The organism is Methylobacterium sp. GXS13, from assembly GCF_001455965.1.
GTDB lineage: Bacteria > Pseudomonadota > Alphaproteobacteria > Rhizobiales > Beijerinckiaceae > Methylobacterium.
In genome coordinates, this window is sequence record NZ_LKKO01000002.1 from 99,341 (window position 1) to 114,754 (window position 15,414).

At 70.3% G+C, this 15,414-nt stretch carries 16 protein-coding genes; 7 read left to right on the forward strand and 9 right to left on the reverse strand.

Annotated features, from left to right (window positions below; all coding sequences use genetic code 11):
• The first annotated feature begins 23 nt into the window (after positions 1-23).
• From AO398_RS03745 to AO398_RS03760, 4 genes are all read left to right on the forward strand, one after another.
• Positions 24-809 carry a class II glutamine amidotransferase gene (locus AO398_RS03745; protein ID WP_058190698.1) on the forward strand — a complete coding sequence of 262 codons (786 nt, stop codon included), beginning with the start codon at positions 24-26 and terminating at the stop codon, positions 807-809.
• 161 nt (positions 810-970) lie between these two features.
• A complete protein-coding gene (locus tag AO398_RS03750) occupies positions 971-1,723 on the forward strand; it encodes a NepR family anti-sigma factor (protein ID WP_058190699.1) in 753 nt (250 codons plus the stop codon).
• 134 nt (positions 1,724-1,857) lie between these two features.
• Positions 1,858-2,271 (forward strand): DUF1236 domain-containing protein, encoded by a 414-nt coding sequence (locus AO398_RS03755; RefSeq protein WP_058190732.1) that lies wholly within the window; start codon positions 1,858-1,860, stop codon positions 2,269-2,271.
• Positions 2,272-2,408: 137 nt separating this feature from the next.
• Positions 2,409-2,684 carry a hypothetical protein gene (locus AO398_RS03760; RefSeq protein ID WP_058190733.1) on the forward strand — a complete coding sequence of 92 codons (276 nt, stop codon included), beginning with the start codon at positions 2,409-2,411 and terminating at the stop codon, positions 2,682-2,684.
• Between the two features lie 3 nt (positions 2,685-2,687).
• Here the strand turns inward: AO398_RS03760 and mscL are convergent, their stop codons facing one another.
• The 3 genes from mscL to AO398_RS03775 form a co-directional block, all read right to left on the reverse strand.
• Positions 2,688-3,116: a large conductance mechanosensitive channel protein MscL gene (gene mscL, locus AO398_RS03765; protein ID WP_058190700.1), complete on the reverse strand. Its 429-nt coding sequence runs from the start codon at positions 3,114-3,116 to the stop codon at positions 2,688-2,690.
• A gap of 72 nt (positions 3,117-3,188) precedes the next feature.
• Positions 3,189-4,028 (reverse strand): phosphatidylcholine/phosphatidylserine synthase, encoded by an 840-nt coding sequence (locus tag AO398_RS03770; protein WP_058190701.1) that lies wholly within the window; start codon positions 4,026-4,028, stop codon positions 3,189-3,191.
• Between the two features lie 19 nt (positions 4,029-4,047).
• Positions 4,048-4,758 carry a phosphatidylserine decarboxylase gene (locus tag AO398_RS03775; RefSeq protein ID WP_058190702.1) on the reverse strand — a complete coding sequence of 237 codons (711 nt, stop codon included), beginning with the start codon at positions 4,756-4,758 and terminating at the stop codon, positions 4,048-4,050.
• Between the two features lie 976 nt (positions 4,759-5,734).
• On the opposite strand from AO398_RS03775, the gene AO398_RS03780 reads away from it, so the two are divergent.
• On the forward strand, positions 5,735-6,637 hold the full coding sequence (locus AO398_RS03780; RefSeq protein WP_082643114.1) for an NAD(P)-dependent oxidoreductase: 903 nt from the start codon (positions 5,735-5,737) through the stop codon (positions 6,635-6,637).
• A gap of 28 nt (positions 6,638-6,665) precedes the next feature.
• Here AO398_RS03780 and AO398_RS03785 read toward each other — a convergent pair whose 3' ends face one another.
• From AO398_RS03785 to AO398_RS03805, 5 genes are all read right to left on the reverse strand, one after another.
• Positions 6,666-7,460, reverse strand: coding sequence for an ABC transporter ATP-binding protein (locus AO398_RS03785; RefSeq protein WP_058190703.1), 795 nt, complete (start codon positions 7,458-7,460; stop codon positions 6,666-6,668).
• Between the two features lie 8 nt (positions 7,461-7,468).
• Positions 7,469-8,278, reverse strand: a complete 810-nt coding sequence (locus AO398_RS03790) for an ABC transporter permease (RefSeq protein WP_058190704.1) — start codon at positions 8,276-8,278, stop codon at positions 7,469-7,471.
• 4 nt (positions 8,279-8,282) lie between these two features.
• Positions 8,283-9,257, reverse strand: a complete 975-nt coding sequence (locus AO398_RS03795; RefSeq protein WP_058190705.1) for an ABC transporter substrate-binding protein — start codon at positions 9,255-9,257, stop codon at positions 8,283-8,285.
• 113 nt (positions 9,258-9,370) lie between these two features.
• On the reverse strand, positions 9,371-11,293 hold the full coding sequence (locus AO398_RS03800; RefSeq protein WP_058190706.1) for an ABC transporter ATP-binding protein/permease: 1,923 nt from the start codon (positions 11,291-11,293) through the stop codon (positions 9,371-9,373).
• A gap of 85 nt (positions 11,294-11,378) precedes the next feature.
• Positions 11,379-11,582: a DUF1127 domain-containing protein gene (locus AO398_RS03805; protein WP_058190707.1), complete on the reverse strand. Its 204-nt coding sequence runs from the start codon at positions 11,580-11,582 to the stop codon at positions 11,379-11,381.
• A 102-nt stretch (positions 11,583-11,684) separates the two neighbouring features.
• On the opposite strand from AO398_RS03805, the gene AO398_RS03810 reads away from it, so the two are divergent.
• Positions 11,685-13,019, forward strand: a complete 1,335-nt coding sequence (locus tag AO398_RS03810) for a PLP-dependent aminotransferase family protein (RefSeq protein ID WP_058190735.1) — start codon at positions 11,685-11,687, stop codon at positions 13,017-13,019.
• 67 nt (positions 13,020-13,086) lie between these two features.
• Here the strand turns inward: AO398_RS03810 and AO398_RS03815 are convergent, their stop codons facing one another.
• The gene (locus AO398_RS03815; RefSeq protein WP_058190708.1) at positions 13,087-14,490 is read right to left on the reverse strand and encodes a LysM peptidoglycan-binding domain-containing protein; all 1,404 of its coding nucleotides are present in this window, start codon (positions 14,488-14,490) and stop codon (positions 13,087-13,089) included.
• A 229-nt stretch (positions 14,491-14,719) separates the two neighbouring features.
• Between AO398_RS03815 and AO398_RS03820 the strand changes: the two genes are divergently transcribed.
• The gene (locus AO398_RS03820; RefSeq protein ID WP_058190709.1) at positions 14,720-15,316 is read left to right on the forward strand and encodes a TIGR00730 family Rossman fold protein; all 597 of its coding nucleotides are present in this window, start codon (positions 14,720-14,722) and stop codon (positions 15,314-15,316) included.
• Positions 15,317-15,414: the final 98 nt, after the last annotated feature.

Consider the following 15,414-nt stretch of genomic DNA (forward strand, 5'->3'; position numbering starts at 1 on the left):
GTTCGGGTGGAAAGTCGGAGACCATGTGCGAACTGCTCGGCATGAGCGCCAACGTGCCGACCGACATCCGCTTCTCGTTCGCCGGACTCGCCCGGCGCGGCGGCGATACCGGGCCCCATGCCGATGGCTGGGGCATCAGCTTCTATGACGGGCGGACCTGCCGCAGCTTCCACGAGCCCGAGCCGAGCTCGCGCTCGCAGCTGGCCCGGCTGTTGCGCGACATGCCGATCAAGAGCCGCATCGTCGTCGCGCATGTGCGCAAGGCCAATCGCGGCCGTGTCAGCCTGGAGAACACCCACCCGTTCGCGCGGGAATTGTGGGGCCGCCGCTGGACCTTCGCGCATAACGGCCAGCTCAAGGGCGTGAAGCGGCTGCCGCTCGGCAGCTTCATGCCGATCGGCTCCACGGACAGCGAGCACGCCTTCTGCTGGATGCTGGGGCGCCTCCAGGCGCGGTTCCAGGCCCTGCCCCGGCCTGCGACCCTCGACCGGGCGGTGGCCGACCTCGCGGGCGAATTGCACACGCTGGGTGTGTTCAACATGCTGCTGACGGATAGCCGCACCCTCTACGCCCATTGCGGCAAGCGCCTCTGCTACCTCACCCGCCGGGCCCCCCCCGGCACCGCCACCCTGATCGATGAGGACTGGCAGGTCGATTTCGCGCGGGAAACGACCGAGAACGACGTGGTCACGGTGGTCGCCACCCAGGCGCTGACCCGGGACGAGCGCTGGACCGATCTCGCGCGCGGCGATGTCCTGACCCTGCGGGACGGGGCGATCCGCCTGTTGAGACCGGCCGGGGCTTCTTAAGTCGGGTCTGGGCGAGGGTGCATGCACGCCCCCAATGCGCTAGAACGCCTGCAATAGGAGAGCATCGACCGGACTTGAGGGGGAGTTCGGCCGGCAAGCGATCCGCCTCGACCGGTCCGGACCGCAGGTCGAGCCACGATGAGCTGACGAGCACGATACGCATGAGCCGCGACGAGACCGACACCGTCCTGTCCCAAGAGGACTCCCAAGAGGACGGGCTTCGGGATGGCCGCCCGAACCTCGCCCCGAACATCCGCACGCATCTCGGCGAGCACCTGCGCACCGTCTACGAGCGGATCGGCGAGGAGATCCTGCCGTCCCGCTTCGCTGACCTGCTGGAGAAGCTTGAGGCGGCCCTGCGCGCCCGGGGCGAGGCGATCGAGCCTGAGTTCCGCAACGGCCTGCTCGCCGCGGTGCCGTCTCTGCGCGCTTTCGCGCTGTCGCTGACGTCGAACCCCGCTCGCTCGGACGATCTCGTCCAGGACACCCTGCTCAAGGGCTGGCAGCACCGCGCCCGGTTCCAGCCGGGCACGAACCTCAACGCGTGGCTGTTCACGATCCTGCGCAACATCTTCTACTCGGATCACCGCAAGCGGGTCCGCGAGGTCGAGGACCAGGACGGCTCCTACGCGGCCCGGCTGGCCACGGCACCGCACCAGGGGGACCGGCTCGACGTCGAGGATTTGCAATCGGCCCTGGCCAAGCTGCCGCCGGATCAGCGCGAGGCGCTCGTGCTGGTCGGCGCCGAGGGCGTCTCCTACGAGGAGGCCGCCACGATCATGGGCTGCAAGGTCGGCACCGTGAAGAGCCGGGTCAGCCGCGCCCGCGGCCGGCTGGCCGAGCTCCTGGGCTACGACGAGGAGGATCTCGGCTCCGACCGGTTCATCCAGTCGGCGATGCCCAAGGACGCTTAGTAAACTCTGGGCTGCGTTGTCTTCGGCGCGTCGCGCTGAAAAAAGGATGCATCCGATTCCGGGGATCGGGCGTTACCGGCCCGAGCTTCGCTGCCTTTGCTGCGGCGGAACGCCACGGAACGGAGATGTCCCGCATGACCTTCAAGACCCTGATCGCCGCCTCGGTCCTCGCCTTGTCCTTGCCGCTCGCGGCCCAGGCCCAGGGCACCATCCCGGGCGCCGAGCGCGGCGCGGCCGCCGGTAACGACGCGGCGGGCCCGATCGGCGGCATCGTTGGCGGCGCGGTCGGCGCGGCCACCGGCACGGTGGGCGGCATCCTCGGCGTCGACATGGCGCCGCGCTTCCGCAGCTACGTCCGCGAGCGCAACGTCCGCTCGTACGATTACGACGGCCGCGTCGCCGTCGGCTCCACCCTGCCGGCCTCCGGCGTCACCTATTACGACGTCCCGACCGAGTACCGCGTGCAGCCGGGCTACCGCTATACCGTGGTGAACGACCGCCCGGTGCTGGTCGATCGCGGCCACCGGATCGTCGAGGTCATCGACTGATCGCGCGGGCCGGTCCCGCACCGGCCCATCGGGCCCCGGAGCACCCGCTCCGGGGCCCGTCCGTTGTGCGCCGCCAGCGGCTGCGCAACGGTTCTGCGGCGAAGCCGTTGATCCGCCAACAGACCTGTGAGGCGACCATGAGCCAGGATTCGAGCGACCCCGGCGCGACCCTGCCGGAACCGGTGCGCGATCACCTCGGCCAGCAGCTGCGCGGCGTATTGCCCGTCGGCACCGACAAGCCCCGCTTCCTCGGGGACGATCCGGTGCCGGATGCGTTCGAGCCGCAGATCCGCCGGCTCGAGACCCGGCTGAAGACCCACGAGGAGGGCACCGGCGCGGTGGGGCAAGCCCTCGACCAGATCCTGGACGCCCTCGGGGTAAAGCCGGATGGCGACGACAAGCCCAAGCGCTGAGCCCTAAACCCGCGGCTTCACCGCCAGCAGATCGCGGATTTCTACCAGGAGCTTCACGTCCGCCGGGATCTCGGCCACCGCCTCGGGCTTCTTCGCCTCGGCGTGCTGCAGCTTGTTCATGGCCCGGATCACCAGGAACAGCACGAAAGCGACGATCAGGAAATTGAGGGTCAGGGTCAGGAACTGGCCATAGCCCAGGACGGCGCCCTGCTTCTTGGCATCCGCGTAGGGCAGCCCAGCCTGTACCTTGGACGAGAGCGGGATGTAGTAGTTCGAGAAATCGAGCCCGCCGGTGAGCGCGCCGATCGCCGGCATGAACAGATCCTGCACGGCGGAATTGACGATCGCCCCGAAGGCGGCACCGATGATCACGCCGACCGCGAGATCGACGACATTGCCGCGCAGCGCGAATTTCTTGAACTCTTCGAGCATACGCCGTCCCCCGCTAAGATCGTAAGGCGAACCTAGGCGAAGCGCCGGCGAAGGCCAGCGCCCCGGCCCGGTCTATCCCCCGCTGATCGCCGGCCCTGGCGGCTCCTCGATCAGGGTGGCCGCCTCGGCCTTGGCCCGGCGGCGATACTGGGCCGCGACCACCGGGATGGTCAGCAGGTAGCCACCGCTCACCGCCACCAGGGCCTCGAACGGGTAGCTGATCAGGATGCCGAAGGCCGCGACCCCGAACAGGAAGATCGGTAGGACGAGGCTGCGCGGCACGCGCTTGCCCATGGTCTTGCCCGAGAAGGTCGGGACCGTGGAGACGACCAGCAGGGCGATGGCGAGCACGTAGATCAGGATCGCGGGGGCGGCCCAGCCCTCGGCGCCGAAGCCGAGGAAGTGCAGGTAGAGCGGCAGCATCGCGGTCAGCGCGCCGGCCGGCGCCGGCATGCCGACGAAGAAGTCCTTCTTCCAGTCCGGCCGGTTCGGGTCGTCCAGCATGGCGTTGAAGCGGGCGAGCCGCAGGGCCATGGCGATGGCGAAGATCAGCGCCACGATCCAGCCGGCGGATTTCAGGTGGAACAGCGCGAAGCCGTAGAGGATCAGCGCCGGGGCGCAGCCGAAATTCACGAAGTCGGCCAGCGAATCGAGCTCGGCCCCGAACCGGGACGTGCCCTTGAGCAGCCGCGCCACCCGGCCGTCGATGCCGTCGAGCACGCCGGCTGCCACCACGGCGATGACGGCGGGCTCGAACTTGCCCTCGAAGGCCAGCCGAATCGCCGTCAGCCCGAGGCAGAGCGCCATCAGGGTGATCATGTTGGGCGCGATCATCCGGAACGGCACCGGCTTGAAGCGGCGCGGGCGCGGCTCGTTCGGATCGGGCGCGAAGGGCGGGAACAGATCGTCCATGACTGTCTAGATCCGCTTGCTAGATCCGCTTGAACTGCCGCCCCGGGCCGCCGGCGAGGTCGGCCAGCACCGTCTCGCCGGCCACCGCCTTCTGGCCGAGCCCGACCAGCACGGTGGCGCCGGCCGGCAGGTAGACGTCGACCCGCGAGCCGAACCGGATCAGTCCGAACCGCTCGCCCACCGCCAGCGTGTCGCCGGCCGAGACGAACCCGACGATCCGCCGCGCCACCAGCCCGGCGATCTGCACGACGCCGACGCGCTTGGCCTGTCCGGCATGGCTGGTCTCGATGACCATGCCGTTGCGCTCGTTGTCGTCGCTGGCCTTATCGAGCTCGGCGTTGAGGAACAGGCCGGGCGTGTAGTGGATCTGGCCGATCCGACCGGAGACCGGCACCCGGTTCACGTGACAGTCGAACACGTTCATGAAAACCGAGACGCGTAAGGTGGGCACCTGCGGCAGGTCCAGCTCCGGGGGCGGCAGCACGGTGGCGATCAGGTTGACGCGCCCGTCCGCGGGCGAGACCACCAGCCCCTCGGCCACCGGGGTGATCCGCTCCGGGTCGCGGAAGAAGTAGCAGACCCAGAGGGTGAGGATCAGGAAGATCCAGCCGAAGAACTGCGAGAAGTAGCCGGCCAGCACCGTCAGCACGATGCCGATCAGGATGAAGGGATAGCCCTCCTTGTGGATCGGCACGAGCGTCCGGCGGATCGTCTCGATCAGGTCTGTCATTGTGTTCAGAACTCAGCGGTGCCGCGGGCGGACATGTCGGACGGGCGGATGGCAGCCCGCCGGGCGAACGTCAATGTTTCGGGTCTGCCGCGGTCTCTATCAGAGATGCGTCATCGTCCCCACCCGCCGTAAGGCGCCGGGGGCATGGCCCAAGAGACCCAGCACGAGGGACGCGGGACGCCGCGGGAACCCAGGTGTCGGCCAAGTACGCGCGGGATCCGATCCCCGCGGCGACCCGCGGCACCGACCGGGCATCGCCCCCGGCCGCTGCCGTCTTTCTCGTCGCGATGTCTTGTCAGCGCCCCGATCCTGCGACTCCAATGCCAGCGGTCACTGCCCATGGCGCCCAAGCCGCACGGCCAAGCCGCTTCGCAGCCGAGACGCCCCCGGAACCCGCATTCACCGCCGTGGTCTTCCACCCGACCTCCGCCTCGTAGTGGGCGGGTCCGCAAGTTGCTCAGGGTCAGCCCAGACCCGGGTCGCCGCGGGAGCATTTTTCCGCCCCCGCCGGGCAAACTGCCGCCCGACCTCACGCCCGCATCCGAGACACGCCCCGCATCGGTTCGCCGCCCGGGGCGATGGCGGCTGAGAGCCACCGACGCGGGCACCGCCCCATCCCCCGAGCCCGCCGGTCAGCCCCCGGACGGACCCCCGAAGCGTGCCGCGGGATCGCGCCCGAAGCACCGAGGGACAGGTGACGGCTAATAAGCACAAAATAGGAACATTGTCAAGGGATGGGGGCGTGATATCTGCGATTGCGGCGCCTCCTGATACGTCCGATACCGGTCCCCTCGAAGGGCTGGCTGCGGCCTTCACCGTCATTGCGAGCGTAGCGAAGCAACCCAGTTCAGCGCGCGATATCCGGAGGTCGCGTGTCCCTAGGTTGCTTCGCTGCGCTCGCAATGACGGCAGGGGGCGGGGCCGTCCCAAATCGTGCCGCCGGCTCGATCGGTGGCCGCAAGGGGGGAGCCGTCTGGTGCAGAAACTCGCCATCCTTGGCCTCGGGGCCATGGGGCTGCCCATCGCCCGCAACCTGGCGGCCAAGCGCCTTTCCGAAGCGGAGACCCTCGTGGCGGTGGATGCCGACCCGGCCCGCCTTGCCGGGCTCGAGGGGCCGGGTCTCGTCGCGACGGCGGATCCGGCCGCCCTCGACGGGGCCGAGGTCCTGTTCCTGTGCCTGCCGAATGGCGACGTGGTCGAGGCGGCCCTGTTCGGCGGGGATCGCCTGGCCGAGCGGCTGGCGCCGGGGGCGATCGTGGTGGATCTCAGCACCATCGCGCATGCGAAGGCACTCGCCCTCGGCCGCGCCCTCGCGACGGTCGGGCGGCGTTTCGTCGATGCCCCGGTCTCCGGGGCGCCGGCCGGCGCCGAGGCCGGGACGCTCACGGTGATGTGCGGCGGCGACCCGGACCCCCCGGCGCCGGTCCGGCCGCTGCTGGAGCGGATCGGCACCAGCGTCCTGCATATGGGGCCGGCGGGCTCCGGCCAGCTCACCAAGACGATCAACAACGTGCTCTACGACATCAATATCGCGGCGCTCGCCGAGGTGCTGCCGATGGCGGTGGCGATGGGGCTCGATCCCGAGCAGATCGCGCAGGTGGTCACCACCGGCACGAGCCGGAGCTACGCGTCGCAATACTTCGTGCCGCGCATCCTCCAGGGCCGCTTCGACGAGGGCTACCCGATGGGTGCGGCCTACAAGGACCTCGTCGCCGCGGCGGCGATCTCGGCCGAGGGCAACTATCCGATGCCGGTCACGGCCGCCGCCACCGCGACCTACCAGACCGCCCTGCGCCAGGGCCACGGCGACCGGGACAAGGGCGCGATGGTGCTGCCGTTCGAGGGCCTGCTCGGGGTGACGGTCCGCTCCGGCGGGTGAGCGAAGCGGCCGGGCTCCGAAAGGCCCGTCAATCCACCGCCGGGGCGTGCAATTCCGCGTCGGTGAAGCGGGCCTGCTCCTCCATGACGAGCTGGCCGAGCTCGCGCTTGATCGCGTTGAACTCGGCGCTGGCCGGGTCGCGGGGCCGGGGGATCGGCACGGTGACGTCGCGCTTGATGCGCCCGGGGCGGTAGGTCATCACCAGGATACGGTCGGCGAGGTAGATCGCCTCCTCGATCGAGTGGGTCACGAACACGATCGTCTTGCGGGAATCCGCCCAGATCCGGAGCAACTCGTCCTGCAGCGTGCGCCGCGTCAGGGCATCGAGCGCCCCGAACGGCTCGTCCATCAGCATCACCGGCGGGTCAAGGGCGAGGATGCGGGCGATGGCCACGCGCTGGCGCATCCCGCCCGACAGGTCCTTCGGGTAGCGTGTGCGGAAATCCGAGAGGCCGAGCGTCGCGGTGATGCGGTCGACCGTCTCGTTGGCTTTCGCGCGCGGCACGCCCTTGATGTCGAGGCCGAAGCGGACGTTGTCCTCGACGCTCATCCACGGGAACAGGGCGTATTCCTGGAACACCATGCCCCGGTCCGGCCCGGGATCGACCACCGGCTTGCCGCCCACCGTGATCGTGCCCGAGGTCAGCGGGCTGAAGCCCGCCATCGCGTTGAGCAGGGTGGACTTGCCGCAGCCCGAGGGGCCCAGCAGGCACAGGAACTGGCCCTCCGGCACCGTCGCCGAGATGTCCTGAAGGGCGGCGACGCCCGAGGCGCCGCTGCCGAACACCTTGACGGCGTTCACGACCACGATCTCTGCCGACATCGTCCGGGTTACCGCTCCAGGCCGCGATGCCAGCGCAGCAGGTGATCGTTGAGGCGGCTCATCGCCCCGTCGATGATCAGGCCGAGGATGCCGATCGTCAGCATGCCGCCGATGATCTTGTCCGACCACATGTATTCCCGGGCCTCGAGGATCCGGTAGCCGAGCCCGTCCGAGACCGCGATCATCTCGGCGACGATCACCACGATGAAGGCGGTGCCGATGCCGATGCGCATGCCGGCGAGCACGAACGGGCTCGCGGCCGGCAGGATCACCCGGCGGAACATCGTCCAGGAGCCGGCGCCGAGGTTGCGGGCGGCGCGGATGTAGATCGAATCGACCTGGCGCACCCCCGCGATGGTGTTCACCAGGACCGGGAAGAAGGTGCCCAGCGCGATCAGGAACAGGGCCGGCGGGTTGCCGAGCCCGAACCACACGATCGCCAGCGGGATGTAGGCGATCGGCGGGATCGGCCGCAGCACCTGGAGGAGCGGGTTGAACAGGGCGTAGAGCGCGTCGTTGGTGCCGAGCACCAGGCCGATCGGCACGGCGAGCCCGGCGCCGATCAGGAAGCCGGAGACCACCCGGGACAGGCTGGAGACCGCGTCGTGCGGCATCTCGCCGGAGAACAGCCAGGACAGGTAGCTCTCCTGGCCCGGATCGTATGGCAGGGCCGGCAGCAGGCCGGACCACCACTTCACCGCCACCGCGCTCGGCGGCGGCAGCACCACGGCCGAGACCAGGCCGGTGCGGCTCGCCAGCTCCCACAGGATCAGCAGCGCGACCGGGATCAGGACGCCGCGAAGGTCGCGCAGGGCCATCGGATCACTCGACCTTCAGGTCGGCCTTGGCCTTCTCGAGCAGGTCGAGCTTGACCCACTCGGCATCGCTCTTGGGCGGGTTCTGCATCTTCCCCAGCCCGTACTTCACCATGTAGTCGGTGGTGACCTGCATATGGCCCGCCGGCATGGCGTAAGTGTAGCTCGCGTTGGCCATGCCATCGCGAAAATCCTGGCTCGTGAGCTGGCCCTTGAAGACCTGCTCGCGGACGTATTTCTCGGCGAGCGCCGGGTCGTCGATGAAGGCCTTGGTGGCGGCCACGAACAGGCGCAGCACCTTGGCGGCCACCTCCGGCCGCTCGGTGTACATCTTCTCGGTCATCACCAGCGGCCGCACCGGCTTGCCGATCGGGGTGTCGTAGGGCTTGACCAGCTCGACGCCCCAGCCGGCGCTGATCGCCTGGGTCGATTGCGGCTCCGACTGGCAGATCACGTCGACGTATTTCTGCCCCAGCGCCTGGTTCAGGTCGGCGTAGTTGTTGAAGTAGGTCAGCTGCACGTCCTTGCCGGGACGCTCGGACCAGGTGAGGCCGTGCTTGTCGAGCTCGGCCAGCAGCATCAGGTCCTGCGTGCCGCCGCGGACGGTGGCGACCTTGAGGCCCTTCAGGTCGGCCGCGCTCTTGGCCGGCAGGTCCGGCCGCTTGAGGATGCGCACGCCGCCATCGGCGAAGCCCGCGACCACCACCAGCTTCACGCCGTTGCCGCGCGCAGCGACCGCGCCGTCGCCCCCCGAGGCCGCGATGTCGATCTGGTCCACGGCCATCGCCGGGTAGATGTCGGCGCCCTTGGCGAACTGGCGCTCGTCGATCTTCAGGCCGTATTTCGGGGCGATCTCCTTCATGTAGGAGATGGCGCCGTAATGGGCGAATTTCAGGTTGCCGAGCCGGACGACGTCCTCGGCCCGGACGGTCCCGCCGAGGGCGACCAGCATGGCGCCGGCCGCGATCAGGCCCTTCAACATCGATGTCTCCCCCGACCGGACGGCGTGAGCCGATTCGCAGCGCGGCCTTCGTGATGGGCCGTTCAGCGCAGTATAACGAATACAGCCGCAGAAGTAATCCGCCTCCCTGTGCACTACTCCGCCGGTTCCGTCGCCGGCAGTACCGCCGGGCCGACCCGGATCGGCAGGACCGGGGCGTCGGCGCGCTGGAGCACTTCGAGCGCCGCGTCGGCCTCGCGCTGGCGGTCCCAGAGCGCCGCGTAGATGCCGCCCGCCTCCAGCAGCTCGGCATGGGTGCCGCGCTCGGCGATGCGGCGGTGGTCGAGCACCAGGATCGCGTCGGCATTGACCACCGTGGACAACCGGTGGGCGATCACCAGGGTGGTGCGGCCGCGGCTGACCCGATCCAGCGCCGACTGGATTTCGGCCTCGGTGAAGGAATCGAGCGCCGAGGTCGCCTCGTCGAGCACCAGGATCGGCGGCGCCTTGAGAATGGTCCGCGCGATGGCGACCCGCTGCTTCTCGCCGCCCGAGAGCTTCAGGCCGCGCTCGCCCACCGGGGTATCGTAGCCCTCCGGCAGGCCGGAGACGAAGCGGTCGATCTGGGCGAGCTGGGCCGCCTCGCGCAACTCCGCGTCGGTGGCGTCGGCCCGGCCGTAGCGGATGTTGTAACCGATCGTGTCGTTGAACAGCACCGTGTCCTGCGGGACCATGCCGATCGCGGCGCGCAGCGATTCCTGGGTCACCGCGGCGATATCCTGGCCGTCGATGCTGATCCGGCCGGCCGACGGCTCGTAGAACCGGAACAGCAGCCGCGACAGGGTCGACTTGCCCGCCCCCGAGGGGCCGACCACCGCCACCGTCTGGCCGGCCTGGATCTCGAACGAGACGCCGCGCAGGATCGGACGCTCCGGGGTGTAGGCGAAGCGCACGTCCTCGAACCGCACCGTGCCGCCCGCGACATTCAGCGGCGCCGCGTTCGGCCGGTCGGCGATCTCAGGGTTCTGCCCGAGGATGCGGAACATGTCGTCGATGTCGATCAGCGCCTGTTTGATCTCGCGGTAGATCATGCCCATGAAGTTCAGGGGCATCGACAGCTGCACCAGCAGGGTGTTGGCCAGCACGAAGCCGCCGATCGTCGTGCGCCCGGCCAGGATGTCCCGGGCGGCGAGCCACATCACGATCGTCATGCCGATGGTGAAGATCACCGCCTGGCCGGCATTGAGCACGGCCAGCGACACGTAGGTCTGCGTCGAGGCTTTTTCGTACTTCGCCATCGACACGTCGTAGCGGGCGGCCTCGCGGGCCTCCGCGCCGAAATACTTCACCGTCTCGTAGTTGAGCAGCGAATCGACCGCCTTGGTGTTGGCGTCCGTGTCCGACGCGTTCATCCGGCGGCGGATGGCGATCCGCCACTCGGTCGCCTTGTAAGTGAAGGCGAGATAGGCCCCGACCGTGAGGAACGCCACCAGCGCGTAGCGCCAGTCGAACTCGTAGGCGAGCACGCCGAGCACCAGGGCGAACTCGACGATGGTCGGCACCAGGGTCAGCACCATCAGGCGCGACAATTCCTCGATGCCGGCGCGGCCGCGCTCCAGCACCCGGGTCAGGCCGCCGGTCTTGCGCTCCAGATGGAAGCGCAGGGACAGGCGGTGCATGTGCTCGAAGGTCTTGAGCGCCAGGCGGCGCACCGCGTGCATCGCGACCTTGGCGAACAGCCCGTCGCGCACCTGGGTCAGCGCCGACATCGCGATCCGCGACACGCCGTAGAGCGCGATCAGCAGCATCGGGGCCGCGAACAGGCCGGTCGGCAGCGGCGCGTCCTTCCCACCGATCGCAGCGACCAAAGCGTCGGTGATCCACTTGAAGGTGAACGGCGTCACCATGGTCACGAGCTTGGCCGCGAGCAGCAGCCCGAAGGCCAGGAACACCCGGCTCTGCAGGTCGGGCCGGTCGTGCGGCCAGAGATGCGGCCAGAGGCGTCGATAGGTGGCGAGCAGCCCGGGGCGCTCAGCCGGAGGTTTGGACCCGGCCGGGGGCGCGGTGTCGTCGGTCATGCGAAATTCTTGCGGGAGGAACGATCGTCCACCCGCATATAGGTCCGTCCGACGATCGGGGCACCCGCGGCGGCCGCAGGGCCGGTCATCCTCTCCAGAACGGCTTCCGGATCTCGTGGCGCAGGCGCCAGGGTTCGATTCCGGCATCCCGCAGCTGGTCCGGATCGAGGGCGGCGAGCGACCTCCGGGTGCGGATGCGCTGCAGCCAGAGACGCAACAGGGATGGCCGGGCAAGCCGGTTCGTCGAGCGCGTGGACGTGGTGGTGGACGGGAGGGTGAGGATCGACATGGCGGAGGTTCCGGTGACGGGAGCAGTCCGGCCGGGATTGCGGCGCCAGGATTGAACCGATAAATATCTCGGATCAATCGAAACATTGCACTCGGAGCAATGATGCGGGCTACGGATTACCGGGGCGTCGCCGACGCGGCGGCCGCCCAGATCGCCGCGGGCACGCTGCGCCCGGGCGACCGGCTGCCACCCCAGCGGGACTTCGCCTATGCCCGAGGCATCGCGGTCTCGACCGCGAGCCGGGTCTATGCCGAGCTGGGCCGGCGCGGGCTCGTGACCGGCGAGGTCGGCCGCGGCACCTTCGTCCGCTCCGAGCCCGGCGGAGCCGTGGATCTCCAGCCGGAGCCGCCGCCTGCGGCCCTCGACCTGCAGCGGACCCATTCCCGGCTGCCGGAGCAGGAGGCCGTGCTGGCCGAGACCCTGGCGGCCCTGGCACGCAGTGGCACCGAGATCGGCTTCAGCCAGTACGGCCCGGACGGCACCCCGCGGGCGCGGGCGGTGGCGGCCGGGTTCCTCGCCCGGGACGGCTACGCACCGAAATCCGCCGACATCCTGTTCGCCGGCAATGGCCGGCAGGCGCTCGCCGCCGCGCTCGCGGCGCTGGCGCCGCCGGGCGGGCGGATCGGCTGCGAGCCGCTGACCTATCCGGTGGTGAAGGGCATCGCGTCCCGGCTCGGCATCACCCTGGTGCCGCTGGCCATGGACGCCGAGGGCGTGTGCCCCGACGCGATCCTCCAGGCCCACCGGGCCACGCCGCTGAGCGGGCTCTATCTCCAGCCGACCCTGCAGAATCCCCTCGGCGCGACCATGAGCGCCACGCGGCGCGCCGACCTCGCCCGGGTGCTCGAGCGGACCGGGCTCACGGCGATCGAGGATGCCGTCTACAGCTTCCTGGCCGACGCACGGCCGCTGGCGAGCCTGGCACCGGACCGGACGATCCTGATCGACAGCCTGTCGAAGCGGGTGATGCCGGCCCTCACGATCGGGATGATTGCCGGGCCGCCGCACCTGACTGACCGGCTCGCCGCCTCCGTGCGCCAGGGCGCCTGGACCGCGCTCGGCCTGTCGCTCGCGGCCGGCCTGCACTGGATGTCCGGCGGCTCGGCGGCGACGCTCGCCGACGCCAAGCGCCGGGATGCGGCCTCCCGCCAGGCCCTCGCCCGGGAGATTCTTACCGGACTTACGGTGGTCGGCGATCCCCGGGCCTACCACCTCTGGCTCGAATTGCCTGAGACCTGGCGGGCGGAAGCGTTCGCGGCCGCATCCTTACGCCGGGGGATCGCCCTGCTGCCGGCCCCGGCCTTCGCGGTCGTTCCGGGCCACGCGCCGAACGCCGTCCGCCTCGCCTTGGCGACGCCATCGCGGGAGGACCTTGCCGGGGCGCTCCGGACCCTGCGGCGGCTGGCCGTCTCGGAGGATGATCAGGTCGTCGAGTGAGGGGGCTCGCCATCCGCGATGCACGGCGCCCGCGAACGCCGAACCGGCCTCCACGCCGGCCACGCGCCTAGCCGCGCTTGTCGGTCGGCAGAATGAAGATCTGGCCCGGGTAGATCCGGTCCGGGTCGCGGATCTGGCCCTGGTTGGCGTCGTAGATCACCGTGTAGCGCTCGCCCCTTCCGTAGGTGCGCTGGCTGATCCGCCAGAGGTTGTCGCCCCGGGTGATCTTCGCCGTGGTGATCTCGGGCACGAACACCGCGCCGGCCCGGGCCGGGCCGCTCGCCCCCGGGGAATTTTGGCTGAGGGCGGAGGGCGTCTCCGCCGCGCCGGGGTTGTCCGCCCGGGGACGGGGTGTCCCCGGCCCGCCGCCAAGGGTGGACTTGGTGACCGGCTCGCGCCCGCCCCCCTCGCCGGCGGCGACGCGGGTCGGCTCGGGCACCGCGAGCGGCACCTCGGCCCTTGCCGCGACCTTGCCGGTCCGGGGGTCGATCTGGTCGATCCGCACCTGGTACTGGCCCGGCTTGATCCCGCGCCCGATCGTGAAGCTCGCCCGGCCGTCCGGCCCGACGCTGCCCGGGGCGATCAACGTGTCGTTGAGGTAGAGCTGGAGCTTCGCACCCGGAATCCCCGTTGCGGTGACGAACAGCCGGCCATTGTCCTGCACATCCACGCTGGCGATCTGGGCGGCCTGCCCCTTCTCGTCGGAGGCAGCCGTCCCAGGTGCCTTCCCGGCCTGGGCCACTGCTCGGTTCGCCGGCTCGGCGGCACCCGGATGCGACAGCACGACGGTCGCGGCATCCGGGGCGGTCAGCGCCACCAGGGGCTGGCGGTCCCGGCCCGGGGCCACGTCGACCGCCACGCTCTGCCGTGAATCGGCGGCGCGGCCGTCCTTGGTGGTCATGCGCAGCCGGAGGGCGCTGGAGCCGGCCGGCAGTGCCGGCGGGACCAGGGCGAACTGGCCGTTCGCGTCAGCTTTGGCCCGGGCCACGGCTTTGCCGTCGACCAGCATCTCGATCACGGCCTCCGGCGCTCCGCGACCGGCCACCACCGCGTCGCCGTTGGGCTCGACCCGCACGATGTCGAAGCGCGGCACCTGGGCCGCGTCCGGTTCTGCCGGCTTGGCGCCCGGGCCTCCGGTGGCGGCCGACTTGCTGTCGCCCGATGCCGTGCCTTCCGAGGGGCGCGCGGCGGACCGATCCTCGCCGGGCTGGGTTGCGTCCGGCTTGGCCTGCCCCTGTCTGTCGTCGCGGAAATCGATCGGCGGCCCGCTCGATTGCGCCGTCGCCCCGGGATCCGACAGGCTGCGCAGGCCGCCCTGCGGCGCCGGGGACGTGGCGGCCGGGGGCTCCGGCTCGTGCCGTCCGATCATCCGCCGGAGGGAGTCGCCCCCGAACAGGGCCAGCACGAGGCCGATGCCGCCGACGAGGCCGGCGAGCGCCAGGGCGAGACTGCGCCGCACCTGTCTCGACATCGCCACGGAGGCCTCCCTGATCTGTGCCGGCCGCCCGGTGAATGGGCAACCTGCCCGCTCAAAAACCGTCGACTGCGCAGCCCATAATACCGTACATGGTCGCGACACCAAGCCGTCCCGCCGCTTCGGCGGGTGAATCCCACGCGAATTCAGCAGTTTGGCGCGTGGAGCGCCGGGCGCGGGGCTCTTTTTCGACGGCTCGCAACGGTTGCGTGATGGAGGGTGCCGGATGGCCCCGGTGAGGACAGTCTGCGTCTATTGCGGCTCCGGCTTCGGCGGAGACCCGGCGTTTCGCGATGCCGCGGAGACCCTTGGGACGGCGATCGCGCAAGCCGGGATGGGCTTGGTCTACGGTGGCGGCGACGTCGGCCTGATGGGCGCCGTGGCGCGCGCCGCCCTGGAGGCCGGCGGCCATGTCACCGGCATCATTCCGGACTTCCTGCAGGCGCGCGAGCACATGCTCGACGCCGTGCAGGAGACCGTGGTGGTGCCCGACATGCACACCCGCAAGCGCCTGATGTTCGAGCGTTCGGACGCCTTCGTGACCCTGCCGGGAGGCATCGGCACCCTGGAGGAGCTGGTCGAGCAGCTGACCTGGGCGCAGCTCGGGCAGCACCGCAAGCCGGTGGTGCTGGTCTCGGTGGCCGACTTCTGGGCGCCGCTGCTCGCCCTGTTCGAGCACATGCGCGGCCACGGCTTCATCCGCGAGGGGCTGGACCTCAGCTACAGCGTCGCCCCGGACGCCGCGGCGGTGGTGCCGCTGCTGCACGCGGCCGGCCACGAGCCGGACCTCCAGGCCGAGGAGATCGTCAAAGAGCGGATGTGACGCCGGGCCCGGACGCTTGGCCGCGGTGGCGATCCGGGCGGCGGGTGCAGACAGGCGGTGTATGAGGCCGGCGCCGCCGCGCTGGGCAGCGCGCGGTG

Excerpts from the sequence above, each read along its gene's own strand:
- AO398_RS03810 (WP_058190735.1), top strand. The coding sequence starts at position 11,685 with ATGCGGGCTACGGATTACCGGGGCGTCGCCGACGCGGCGGCCGCCCAG.
- AO398_RS03815 (WP_058190708.1), bottom strand. The coding sequence starts at position 14,490 with ATGTCGAGACAGGTGCGGCGCAGTCTCGCCCTGGCGCTCGCCGGCCTC.
- AO398_RS03770 (WP_058190701.1), bottom strand. The coding sequence starts at position 4,028 with ATGGACGATCTGTTCCCGCCCTTCGCGCCCGATCCGAACGAGCCGCGC.
- AO398_RS03755 (WP_058190732.1), top strand. The coding sequence starts at position 1,858 with ATGACCTTCAAGACCCTGATCGCCGCCTCGGTCCTCGCCTTGTCCTTG.
- AO398_RS03750 (WP_058190699.1), top strand. The coding sequence starts at position 971 with ATGAGCCGCGACGAGACCGACACCGTCCTGTCCCAAGAGGACTCCCAA.
- AO398_RS03775 (WP_058190702.1), bottom strand. The coding sequence starts at position 4,758 with ATGACAGACCTGATCGAGACGATCCGCCGGACGCTCGTGCCGATCCAC.
- AO398_RS03800 (WP_058190706.1), bottom strand. The coding sequence starts at position 11,293 with ATGACCGACGACACCGCGCCCCCGGCCGGGTCCAAACCTCCGGCTGAG.
- AO398_RS03760 (WP_058190733.1), top strand. The coding sequence starts at position 2,409 with ATGAGCCAGGATTCGAGCGACCCCGGCGCGACCCTGCCGGAACCGGTG.
- mscL (WP_058190700.1), bottom strand. The coding sequence starts at position 3,116 with ATGCTCGAAGAGTTCAAGAAATTCGCGCTGCGCGGCAATGTCGTCGAT.
- AO398_RS03745 (WP_058190698.1), top strand. The coding sequence starts at position 24 with ATGTGCGAACTGCTCGGCATGAGCGCCAACGTGCCGACCGACATCCGC.
- AO398_RS03790 (WP_058190704.1), bottom strand. The coding sequence starts at position 8,278 with ATGGCCCTGCGCGACCTTCGCGGCGTCCTGATCCCGGTCGCGCTGCTG.
- AO398_RS03795 (WP_058190705.1), bottom strand. The coding sequence starts at position 9,257 with ATGTTGAAGGGCCTGATCGCGGCCGGCGCCATGCTGGTCGCCCTCGGC.
- AO398_RS03820 (WP_058190709.1), top strand. The coding sequence starts at position 14,720 with ATGGCCCCGGTGAGGACAGTCTGCGTCTATTGCGGCTCCGGCTTCGGC.
- AO398_RS03785 (WP_058190703.1), bottom strand. The coding sequence starts at position 7,460 with ATGTCGGCAGAGATCGTGGTCGTGAACGCCGTCAAGGTGTTCGGCAGC.
- AO398_RS03805 (WP_058190707.1), bottom strand. The coding sequence starts at position 11,582 with ATGTCGATCCTCACCCTCCCGTCCACCACCACGTCCACGCGCTCGACG.